The sequence below is a fragment of the Bacillus sp. JJ783 genome (assembly GCF_036963225.1).
Taxonomy (GTDB): Bacteria; Bacillota; Bacilli; order Bacillales; family Bacillaceae_G; genus Bacillus_A; species Bacillus_A cereus_U.
In genome coordinates this window covers 53,725-64,102 of record NZ_JBALMG010000010.1, presented here as the reverse complement: position 1 = coordinate 64,102, position 10,378 = coordinate 53,725, and the positions used below count along the sequence as shown (strand labels likewise).

The following is a 10,378-nucleotide window of genomic DNA, read 5'->3' as shown; positions in this document are numbered from 1 at the left end:
GCTCTTTTTTATGCTTTATAAACAATCATCGCTGAAAAACAATAAATTTGATTTTCATCATCGTTAATTGAAACACCAACTTGATACTTTATATCTACAAAATTTCCATCATCAATTTTTTTCAAAAATACATTTACAGCTTCTTCTAAGTCTTTTTCATGACTTTCATCAAACACTTTCACACGAATCATGTTAACACCATCCTAGATCGCAGCCCTCCGCCGCTTGTTTATTGCCACGGTGCGTATCTATGATGCGATAAAACTTTCCATCTTCATATATATATCCGTCTTCTAACACATATTGTTTATCTTCAGTATAGACATAAAACTTACCTATCATAAACTTACTCGTATATAATTCCAAATAATCTTGCCTAAATTTAGCCACAACTTTATTTGTAATATCAATTCTAATTGTGCGCCCCACCTTCTCTCCCTCCCTTGCAAAGAACGGATTTAGGTATATTGTATTAGCGATTTTATATTTTATGCTTAAAAATAAGTGGATATGCCTCCTTTCTGCGCCTGTACTATTTTTCTAACAAAGTTCCCCCTATTTATTCAGCTTATAAGGGGAAAAAACAAATAAAAAAACGACTTTTATATATTGACTACAGTATATCAGATATGATATTATATAAAATTTGACATTTTTATCCTCGTATGTTATCATTAAAAATGGTTACCACATATGGAGGTGGATGATTTGTTTCAAATTGGTGATAAAATCGTTTATCCAATGCACGGTGCAGGAATCATCGAAGCAATTGAAGAAAAAGAAATATTAGGCAACACGCGTCAATATTGTGTTATACGCATCATTAGTAAAGATATGCAAGTAATGCTTCCGATGGATCAATTACAAAAATCAGGTATACGTTATATCGTCGATAAAGGTACGTTAGATGGTATACTTCTTGAATTTCATCATGGGGAATCAGACCCCTCACTCTCTTGGAAACAAAGATATACAATGAATATGGAAAAAATGAAGAACGGCAATCTTCAAGATAGTGCAGAAGTTGTTCGTGATTTACTTCGTCGCAATAAAGAAAGAGCATTAAATGCGAGCGAAAAACAAATGCTAGATAATGCGCGTAAAATGGTTATTAGTGAAGTTGCGCTCGTACAGAATGTTTCAGAACATCAAGCAACAGAATTTCTTCAAGATACAATCAATCATTAATTTTAAAAATAGCCAACCGCTATTTTTTTTGCGTAACAAAGGCCAAAGAGATAAATCTCTTTGGCCTTTTTTCTATTGAAAAACTAGACAGTTTCTTTAATAGATACTTATAGTTGAATCTCTCTTCCGATTTCTCACGGCTATGCCCTATCAATATATTTTCACATTATCCACATCCATCGTTCATTCTCTCTACTAAAAATCATACAAATTCCTTTTTTAAGGCGCTACTCTAAATCATTTAAATGAGCTTTCATTTTCTCTTTCGCTCGTGCGCAAACCTTTTCTGCAGTCGCACCAGAAACATTTTTTTCTCGCTCTACTTTTTTTATTTTTATTTGATCCAAATAATCTTCTAAAGTGAGTGTAATACGATCGTTCGGCGGATTATGTGCCCCTTGAAATGTAAGAAATTGTATCGTAACTGCAAATTTAGGAATAAACTCATCTTTCTTCCCTATGCGCTTTATGTTTGTAACGGATTCACATTCATGTTGATCTTCTGTCACTTGCCTTATAACCGAGTAATATCGATTCAGTAACGCACTTTCTAAAAGCTGTTCCGTCGATTCTTTTGCCAAAGAATTGCTTGGAGAAAAGAACAAAACAGAACATATCATTGAAATCATTACACATATCTTTTTCATAACTTCCTCCTTTTCCTATAAGATAGTGTTCTCCAAAATGCCATAAAAAACGACTTTCCCTATGTAGGAAAGTCGTTTTTTATAGCACAAATCCAATATTAACCACCACTCACTGGTGGTATTAGTGCAACTACATCACCAGATTGTATCGTATCATCTTCATTTGCGTACTCTTCATTAATCGCAACCATAATTGGCGCTGACACTGGTACATTATATTCTTTCGCAACAATATCTTTTAACTCTGCAACCGTAATATTTTCTTTCTCTATTTGTAATTCACTCGTTCCTGCTTCTTCTTGCAAGTTCGCAAATAACAATACTCGAATCATATTTATAACTCCTTCCCAGGCTCTCCTGCTGGATATGGTGTTTTTTCTAATTGGTCACCAATCCATGAGTCACCATCTTCCCAAAACTCCTTTTTCCAAATTGGAACAATTTGCTTAATACGCTCCATAATATATTCATTCGCTTCATAAGCCTCTTTGCGATGAGGCGTTGATACAGCAACAACAACCGCTATATCAGAAATTTGCAGCGTGCCGATGCGATGCGTAATCGCAACATGTGTACCGGGCCACTTCTCCTTCACTTCTGACCCAATTTTCTGTAGCATCTTTTCTGCCATCGTCTTATAAGCTACATACTCTAAGTATAGTGTACGACGCCCTTTCGTAAACTCCCTAACTGTTCCGATAAATGTTGTGACAGCACCACATTCACGGCGAACTACTTTCTTTACCACCTCTTCAATCGAGATTTCTGCATCAATTACTTCATAATACGTATTTATCATTTTGCACCCCTAACCGTTTGTAAAAACCAGTCTATATACAATTTTTCTTCTGTTATATGAAATACTTTATATTCTTCTCGTACATTTGACGGAGCATCATACCACGTAATAACCGCCGCTATATTTTCTACTTTATGTAAAAGTTCAGCGTCTTCCGCAGAACGAAGTAACACTATTTTTGGATATTCCTCAGCTTTATAGCCCTCTATTAAAATCGTATCCACTTCAAAAAATTCGTACAAGCGGATAATTTCTTGCAAGGACCATTCATCTCGCAAAGAGGACAGAGATAGTAATCCAGCGCCTTCTACACTACTTACTACAGCACCAGCTTTTCGGTGTCTTTCACTATCTTTTTGTGCTACTTCAGGAAAGCCCCCGTGACCATGATGTTTAATTGTAGCAACCTTCATTTCGCTTTCAGCTAATGCATGTACCATCTTCTCTACAAGTGTTGTTTTCCCGCTATTTTGATACCCTACTATTTGTAAGATTGAAGAGGCTTTGCCCACGGCCAATCACTTCCCTCAGAGCATTCTAACAATAATACAGACACTTTCATTCCTGCTTCAAATCCTCTCGTTCCTCCAGGCAGCACGATAAAAGCATTTGCATCCGCAAGTGAAGAGACTGCACTCGACTTATCTAAACCGACTGGCATCGCTTGTAGTGCCCCATTAACAACGCTCGCTTTCGCTCTTACAAAACGAGTAAACGGATTTGGCTTTGGAAAATCTTTTTGTAAAATAGCATCGGCTCTATATACGTGAGGATCCTTCGCATTCAAATACGTTTTCATAATTGGATGCACAAATAATTCGAAACCTACATAACAAGCTGACGGATTACCTGATAAACCGAAGAGTAGCTTTCCATCAACTTCAGCTACTGTCGTTACACTCCCTGGCCTCATCGCTATTTTATTAAAGAGTACATTCGCCTGTAACTTTTCATAAATAGCTGGCAAATAGTCGTAATCCCCTACTGAAACACCGCCCGTTGTAATTAAAATATCAACCTCACCCATCGCCGATTTAACTGCTGTAAAACATGCGTCTAACTCATCGGCAAGTTGTCCATAGTAACGAACTTTTCCGCCAGCTTTCATAATTTGAGCGGCAATCATATAAGAGTTACTATTTCTAATTTTCCCTGGCTCTAACGCCTCATGCACTTCTAATAATTCGCTGCCTGTCGTTACAATACCGACAACCGGCTGTTTTACAACTTTCACAGTGCTATATCCAAACGTCGCTAATAATGCGGCAACACCCGGATTAATTACAACACCTTTCTTAACAAGGACTTGATTTTGTTTTATATCTTCTCCTTTAAATGACACATTGTCACCGTTTTGGAAAGGACGTTTTAACTTCATATATGTACTTTCGTTCCTCTCGAATCCTTCCGTCAGTTCTAGCATTACGACTGCATTGCAATCTTCTGGAATAGCTGCTCCTGTCATAATACGAACCGCCTGAAAAGCCCCTACTTCTTCTGTAAAAACAGATCCTGCTCCGATTTCTCCTATTACTTCAAATTCAACCGGCTGCTCTTGACTCGCTTCCTTCGTATCTTCTGCTCGAATTGCGAAACCATCGTAAGGAGAACGATCAAAGTGAGGGACGTCGTGATCTGAGACAACATCCTCTCCAAGAATCCTCCCGTAACTTTCTGTAATAGAAACTTCTTCTACTTCACCATGCTTAGCGTATTTCATAACCCGCTCTACTGCCTCAGCAACTTGAATCGGGATTCGTTTTTCTACCATTGTTTCTCACCTCATATTTGCAAAATATCTAATCTCGATTACACTTTATATATTAAATCGCAATTACTTCAAGGAGGAATTCCATGTCTTCATTCACACATTTCAACGACCAAGGGCGCGCTAAAATGGTTGACATCAGTGACAAAAAAATAACCGTTCGAACAGCAATAGCATGCTCTAGCATTCTCGTTACGAAAGAAATTTTTGATAAAATCTCTCACAATGAAATTGGTAAAGGTGACGTATTAGCCGTCGCACAAATCGCAGGTATTATGGCTGCAAAACGTACTTCTGATATTATCCCAATGTGCCATCCTTTATTATTAAAAGGTGTTGACGTCTCTTTCGATTGGAAACAGTCAGAAGAACAATATCGACTACTTATTGAAGTAAAAGTTAAAACAGAAGGTAGTACCGGCGTTGAGATGGAAGCTTTAACAGCCGCTTCCGCTTCCGCTCTTACTGTATATGACATGTGTAAAGCCGTTGATAAGGGTATGATTATTGGCGAAACCTACTTACTTGAAAAAACGGGCGGAAAAAATGGAGATTATATTAGAAATTCTTAATCCTACCTTTTCCATTTGAACCTAAAGGATCTCCCTTTAGGTTCAACCTATATATCTTGTATATAGTCGTTTCGCAACATTCATATCATTCGTACCATGAATAAACGCCCTGCCATCTGTAAATAAAACAAAACGATATTCTTCCACTGGAAATGATAATAAATATGGCGTTTCTTTTACATCCACACTTTTTTGTAAGCGCTTTTTAATTTCTTCTAAATTAAAACCCTGACGCACACCTGGACGGATTTGAACTGTATTTCGCCCACATAATACTTCTGTTTTCGTTTGTGCTTCAAATGTTAAACTCGGATATGTACGTAGCTTTCCACAAGATAAACATGTATCCTTTTTCTGCCTATTCACTTTAAATGCCATCTGTTGATTATTCCAAAGATCAAATGATAGCATCGTTTCACGAAGTGCCTCAAAATCTTCTACTAATATTTTCAAGGCTTCCGTTATTTGATGTGCAACTACTAATTGCACTGCTGGCTGTATAATACCGGCCGTATCACATGTCGCTCCGCTCGCCGGATGTTCCATTAAACATCGAAAACACGGCGTTTTTCCTGGCAAGATTGTATAAGTTACTCCGTAACTTCCAACACATCCTCCGTATATCCACGGAACGTTATACATCTGAGATATATCATTAATAAGCAGGCGCGTTTCAAAATTATCTGTCGCATCTAATATTAAATCTACCCCTTTAATTAACTCTTCCATTTCTTGCACCGTTACATCAGTCACAACCGGTACAATTTCTACTTCGGAATTAATAGCTTTTAAATGTTCTGCTGCCGCTATCGCTTTCGGCTTATAATGCTTCGCATCTTCTTCTGTATATAATTGTTGCCTTTGTAAATTACTCCATTCTACATAATCACGATCAGCAATTGTTATTTTTCCAACACCTGCTCTAACAATTGCTTCTGCATTCGCTGCTCCAAGCGCACCAGCACCGATGACGAGCACATGCTTCCTTCTTATTTTCCGTTGTCCTTCTTCCCCAACACCTGAAAATAACATTTGTCTTGAATATCGCTCTTGCATACGACATCCCCCTTTCTTATCCTCCTATATAAGACATTTCAATTTTCGGACGATTTTTCGCACTTTCTTCTGTCCGTTCATCTGAATATCGATCTTTTCTATTCTCCCATACATCTTGTATAGCTTTTAATAACTCATTATCTGAAAGGTTTTCCCTCAGAAGTTTCCTTAAATCCATTCCTTCTGTCGCAAACAAGCAAGTATAAAACTTTCCATCTGCTGAAATTCTTGCTCTCGTACAAGAAGAACAAAATGACTCAGAAACGGAGGTAATAAAACCAACCTCTACATTCGTTCCAACGTATCGATACCGCTTCGCAACCTCCCCGAAATAATGAGCTTCAGCTGGCTCAATTGGATACACCCCATGAATCATATCAATTAATTCTCGTTTCGTAATAACTTGATCAAAATTCCATCCATTCGTACTGCCAACATCCATAAACTCAATAAATCTAAGTGAAATTCCTTGTTCTTTAAAATACGCAGCAACCGGAAGTACTTGATGATCGTTCATCCCTTTTTTCACAACCATATTTACCTTCACTTCAAGGCCTGCTTCTTTCGCTGCCATAATTCCTTTTAACACTGGTTTCGTATTCATATTCCGGCCATTAATTGCACGGAACACATTATCATCTATCGCATCCAAACTAACATTTACTCGGTGTAACCCAGCTTCTTTTAACGCCTTCGCTTGCTTCGTTAAATGAATCGCATTTGTCGTTAATCCTAGATCTACTAAACCGTCAATTTTCACGAGACGTTCGATAAGTTTTGTTAAATCCTTACGGAGCAATGGCTCACCGCCAGTAAGTCTAATTTTCCGTACACCGATGCTAACAAATACTTTTGCTAATCGCTCGATTTCATCAAATGTCAGTAAAAACTCCTCTTTCAAAAAAGCATAATCAGGACCAAACACTTCCGCTGGCATACAATACGTACACCGTAAATTACAACGATCAATGACAGAGATGCGCAAATCTTGAAGTGGGCGTCCGAAAAAATCTTTAACCTTCTCCTGCATCGCCACTCTCCCTTTCTGCCAAATTTATCCCTCTCTTCATTCTATTATAATATATTTTTGAAACGTGATGTTTTTGCTCAAACAAATAAAAAACCTTGAAACATAAAAGTTCCAAGGTTTTCTGCTGATTAACTTAATCTAATAATAGTCAGAGTAGCCCCTGGCGTTGTCGTAGATAATGTAACCCCAAGCAATCCAGATAAGTGCAAGCTAACAGCGGCTCCAGCAGGCAAGTTAGTAATAATTGTCGCATTTAATGAACTCACGCCAACTAAAGGAGCATTTATCGTTCCAGCGAGCGGGTTTCCATTTATAGTGTTTCCAATACTTCTTTTAAATAAAAACTCCCCTAATTTCTTAGGGGAGTCCAGCTGTTGAATCCATATTATCTGTATTAGGGACACTTTGTACTATATTTGATACATTTGCACCTTGCCCCGTATTTGCTCTTGTTAGATTACTAGCAGGAGTACCTCGTGTATATGTTGTCGTCACAGAATCTCCCGGCTGTAAACAAAGCTTCGTCTCCGTTCCTATTACTGTAACAACATCAATCCAAGTGCAACCCGTTGAACCACTATACGATTTCGAAGCAGTAAACGATGTATCACTCAAATTATCACCGGTAAATATATTCCCAGTATTATTAACAATAATAAACTCTTTTATATGCGCAGGCATACTTACACTCTACCTTTCCTTTATGCACCTAATGTACGTGTACTCGTCGCTAATGGTGGTAAAAATACTGATGTTCTAATCACCGCTTCTGGCTGCCGCTTCCCATTTAAAAAAATAGCCGCACTCGATCCTCCAGCACCCGCATATATTTTCGCTACAGCTAAAGGTGAGATATCATAACAGTCACCAACATTAACAGCCCCTGTATTATTTATAATTTTTACTTTACGCATGTTAATCCCCATTTACCTATCCCCCTTTTATACACTGTATGCAAAAGAAAAAAACTTGAAACAAACACGTTTCAAGTTTTTGCAGCTACTTATTTAGTTTCGCCTTCATATTGAAGCATACCGCCAACCATGTTCACCGTTTTAAATCCTTGCTCATTTAAATAATGGCATACATTTTCACTACGCATTCCCGAACGGCAAATAAAGATATATTCATTCTCTTTCTCAAAGAAATCTACTTTATTTGGAATATCGCCCATTTTAATATGTACAGCTTCCGGAATTTTTCCTGCCGCTACTTCTTCATCTTCCCTTACATCTACTAAAAATAATGTTTCTCCATTTTCTAAACGCTCTTGCACTTCTTCTGTAGTAATTGTTTTTACTTCTGTCATATGTAGTTCCTCCTTATATACAATAAAACCTTCAGTTTCTTCTTTAAACAATCATTTCTCATCAATTTTAGCACGCGAAGGAAGGAACGCAAAGAATGGAACGTTTGTTTCTCAATTTTCCCGCAAAACTTATTCTTTACAAACATAACTAGCGCGTTGTATCCTCAATATACTTGTTTGATGAAAGGAGCCAGTTAAAATGACACTTTTTCTTTTCATTATGGGCATCATTTTTTTAGTTGTTGCAGTTATTGCTCTTAGTATGAAAAATAATAAAAAGATAAAATCCCCTCAAGAAATGTCATTCTTATTTCTATTACTTAGTATAGCTTTCTTCGGTTTATCAATCGCTTCATATATTTTCCGTCTGCAAATCATGTGAAAAAAGGTGCCTACTATAAATCATGCACCTTTCCACATTAATTATTTCCTACACAAAACTAGATACTTTCCGGTTTAAAAACTCATAAACTTTCTTTTCAAATAAATGAACATCTAACGCTCCTGCCATATGCCCATTTATACTTTCTATCTCATATACTTCTGCATACTTCCCTTGCTTTTGCAAAATGTCTACCATTTTATAATTGTAACGAGGCGGCTGAAGTAAATCTTGTTTGCATGGAATCATGAGTACATTCGCTTCAATCTTAGAAAGAGCCTCTTCTAAGGAAGAAAATCCATGTGCAATATCATGTAATAAGACCGCTTTTGTAGTGTACATCCATGAATTTGCATCTACTAAATCTATACTTTTACATGTCACTTTATTTATTTCTTTCTCAAATGATGTTAATGCAGAAAATTGCTGATAAGGTGCCATTTCTATACTGTTCCGCGGGAATGCCGTTTCATAAAAATGTTCATCAAATGCGTTCATAAACATCATTTTATTCGCCAAACGAAGCCCCTTCGTTGGTTGTTCCTCTCCGTACTTTCCACCTTTCCAATTTGGATCAAGCTGAATTGCTTCGATCGCATTTTGCGCTACATTTCCCGACGTTATAATTGGGTTTTGCGGATTCGTAATAACTCCAATCATTCGTTCTACCATATGAGGATAGTGGACAGCCCATTGCTGCGCAATCATCCCACCTGCCGACGGTCCCATTACAGCATGTAATCTAGCAATCCCCATATCTTTTATTAACTCATATTGCATACGTGCTACATCTAAAAATGTGAAAACTGGAAAATCCATCGCATACTCAAAACCAGTCATCGGATTTATCGATTTCGGTCCCGTTGTAATCACATATGGGTTCTTCACTTGGACATTACAAAGATTATCAGTACATATAATGAAATATTTATTTGTATCAATTGCTTTCCCAGGTCCAATTAATTCATCCCACCAACCAGCCCCCTCATCATGCTCTGTATATTTTCCAGCCGCATGACTTGTTGCACTAAAATAGTGACAAACCAAAATCGCATTTGATCTTTCTCTATTTAAAGCACCATACGTCTCATACCCCATTTGAACAGGAATTTCCCTACCATTTTCAAACACAAACTCTTTTAAAACAAACTTCTCCTTTTTTACAATTTGCACAGACTCGCCTTCTTCCCGTCGTTTTATGAACTGCTTACTAAAGGATTTTTTCTATGCAAACCAATCTCCTCCTTCTTTTCATAAATAAATGAATAATATACAAAATTAGCCACAAAATAGCACTATATTACACAATCAAAGAGGGCATACATATGATTTGGAATTGGTTACGTAAGAAAAAAAACTCAAATACAGCAGAAGCAAAAGAGACAAACGACTCGGAACAACAGTATAACGATCAAGAGAACAATAACAAAAAGAAAACTAGAAGCATGAAACATAACCAAGATAAGAATAGCCAGCAAAAAAATGGAGAACAAACTGAGGATTCTTCACAAGACAAACAGCAGCAATCTACACAAGAGGATTCTTCTCAAAACAAACAGCAACAGTCTACACAAGAAGATTCTTCTCAAAACAAACAGCAACAGGCTACACAAGAGGATTCTTCTCA

At 37.2% G+C, this 10,378-nt stretch carries 16 protein-coding genes and 2 pseudogenes; 4 read left to right on the top strand and 14 right to left on the bottom strand.

The annotated features are described in order from the left end of the window. Window positions 1-8: 8 nt before the first annotated feature. Complete coding sequence (locus V7038_RS02840; RefSeq protein WP_002112353.1) at window positions 9-191, bottom strand: sporulation protein Cse60; 183 nt, start codon at window positions 189-191, stop codon at window positions 9-11. 1 nt (window position 192) lies between these two features. Beyond that, window positions 193-429, bottom strand: a complete 237-nt coding sequence (locus V7038_RS02835; RefSeq protein WP_002089059.1) for a DUF2553 family protein — start codon at window positions 427-429, stop codon at window positions 193-195. A gap of 264 nt (window positions 430-693) precedes the next feature. Between V7038_RS02835 and V7038_RS02830 the strand changes: the two genes are divergently transcribed. Further along, window positions 694-1,188 (top strand): CarD family transcriptional regulator, encoded by a 495-nt coding sequence (locus tag V7038_RS02830; RefSeq protein WP_087945822.1) that lies wholly within the window; start codon window positions 694-696, stop codon window positions 1,186-1,188. A gap of 227 nt (window positions 1,189-1,415) precedes the next feature. Here V7038_RS02830 and V7038_RS02825 read toward each other — a convergent pair whose 3' ends face one another. The 5 genes from V7038_RS02825 to V7038_RS02805 form a co-directional block, all read right to left on the bottom strand. Next, the gene (locus V7038_RS02825; protein ID WP_335469057.1) at window positions 1,416-1,835 is read right to left on the bottom strand and encodes a DUF3888 domain-containing protein; all 420 of its coding nucleotides are present in this window, start codon (window positions 1,833-1,835) and stop codon (window positions 1,416-1,418) included. A 98-nt stretch (window positions 1,836-1,933) separates the two neighbouring features. Continuing rightward, complete coding sequence (gene moaD / locus V7038_RS02820; RefSeq protein ID WP_000621795.1) at window positions 1,934-2,167, bottom strand: molybdopterin converting factor subunit 1; 234 nt, start codon at window positions 2,165-2,167, stop codon at window positions 1,934-1,936. Between the two features lie 2 nt (window positions 2,168-2,169). Beyond that, on the bottom strand, window positions 2,170-2,634 hold the full coding sequence (gene moaE, locus V7038_RS02815) for a molybdopterin synthase catalytic subunit MoaE (RefSeq protein ID WP_335469054.1): 465 nt from the start codon (window positions 2,632-2,634) through the stop codon (window positions 2,170-2,172). Continuing rightward, window positions 2,631-3,152 (bottom strand): molybdopterin-guanine dinucleotide biosynthesis protein B, encoded by a 522-nt coding sequence (gene mobB, locus V7038_RS02810; protein WP_071151606.1) that lies wholly within the window; start codon window positions 3,150-3,152, stop codon window positions 2,631-2,633. The genes moaE and mobB overlap by 4 nt, the downstream gene beginning before the upstream one ends. Next, window positions 3,116-4,405: a molybdopterin molybdotransferase MoeA gene (locus tag V7038_RS02805; RefSeq protein WP_335469050.1), complete on the bottom strand. Its 1,290-nt coding sequence runs from the start codon at window positions 4,403-4,405 to the stop codon at window positions 3,116-3,118. Before V7038_RS02805 ends, mobB begins: the two co-directional genes overlap by 37 nt. Window positions 4,406-4,488: 83 nt before the next feature. Between V7038_RS02805 and moaC the strand changes: the two genes are divergently transcribed. After that, window positions 4,489-4,974 (top strand): cyclic pyranopterin monophosphate synthase MoaC, encoded by a 486-nt coding sequence (gene moaC, locus V7038_RS02800; protein ID WP_002160177.1) that lies wholly within the window; start codon window positions 4,489-4,491, stop codon window positions 4,972-4,974. A 42-nt stretch (window positions 4,975-5,016) separates the two neighbouring features. Here the strand turns inward: moaC and V7038_RS02795 are convergent, their stop codons facing one another. The 6 genes and pseudogenes from V7038_RS02795 to V7038_RS02770 all read right to left on the bottom strand — a co-directional run bounded on the left by V7038_RS02795 (window position 5,017) and on the right by V7038_RS02770 (window position 8,369). Beyond that, the gene (locus tag V7038_RS02795; RefSeq protein ID WP_070129079.1) at window positions 5,017-6,030 is read right to left on the bottom strand and encodes a molybdopterin-synthase adenylyltransferase MoeB; all 1,014 of its coding nucleotides are present in this window, start codon (window positions 6,028-6,030) and stop codon (window positions 5,017-5,019) included. A 16-nt stretch (window positions 6,031-6,046) separates the two neighbouring features. Further along, the gene (moaA, locus tag V7038_RS02790; protein ID WP_335469045.1) at window positions 6,047-7,060 is read right to left on the bottom strand and encodes a GTP 3',8-cyclase MoaA; all 1,014 of its coding nucleotides are present in this window, start codon (window positions 7,058-7,060) and stop codon (window positions 6,047-6,049) included. A 128-nt stretch (window positions 7,061-7,188) separates the two neighbouring features. Further along, a pseudogene (locus V7038_RS02785) lies at window positions 7,189-7,377 on the bottom strand (BclA C-terminal domain-containing protein); the annotation flags it as partial. Window positions 7,378-7,417: 40 nt separating this feature from the next. Then, entirely contained in the window at window positions 7,418-7,741 is a 324-nt protein-coding gene (locus V7038_RS02780) for a hypothetical protein (RefSeq protein ID WP_204208857.1), read from the bottom strand. 20 nt (window positions 7,742-7,761) lie between these two features. Further along, window positions 7,762-7,986, bottom strand: a complete 225-nt coding sequence (locus V7038_RS02775) for a spore germination protein (protein ID WP_002184806.1) — start codon at window positions 7,984-7,986, stop codon at window positions 7,762-7,764. A gap of 77 nt (window positions 7,987-8,063) precedes the next feature. Next, on the bottom strand, window positions 8,064-8,369 hold the full coding sequence (locus V7038_RS02770; protein ID WP_000141214.1) for a rhodanese-like domain-containing protein: 306 nt from the start codon (window positions 8,367-8,369) through the stop codon (window positions 8,064-8,066). 199 nt (window positions 8,370-8,568) lie between these two features. Between V7038_RS02770 and V7038_RS02765 the strand changes: the two genes are divergently transcribed. Further along, window positions 8,569-8,751: a hypothetical protein gene (locus V7038_RS02765; protein ID WP_199659280.1), complete on the top strand. Its 183-nt coding sequence runs from the start codon at window positions 8,569-8,571 to the stop codon at window positions 8,749-8,751. A gap of 48 nt (window positions 8,752-8,799) precedes the next feature. Here the strand turns inward: V7038_RS02765 and V7038_RS02760 are convergent, their stop codons facing one another. Further along, window positions 8,800-9,924, bottom strand: a complete 1,125-nt coding sequence (locus V7038_RS02760; RefSeq protein ID WP_335469038.1) for an alpha/beta fold hydrolase — start codon at window positions 9,922-9,924, stop codon at window positions 8,800-8,802. A 152-nt stretch (window positions 9,925-10,076) separates the two neighbouring features. Here V7038_RS02760 and V7038_RS02755 point away from each other — a divergent pair. After that, window positions 10,077-10,378 (top strand): annotated as a pseudogene (locus tag V7038_RS02755) (spore germination protein); the annotation flags it as partial.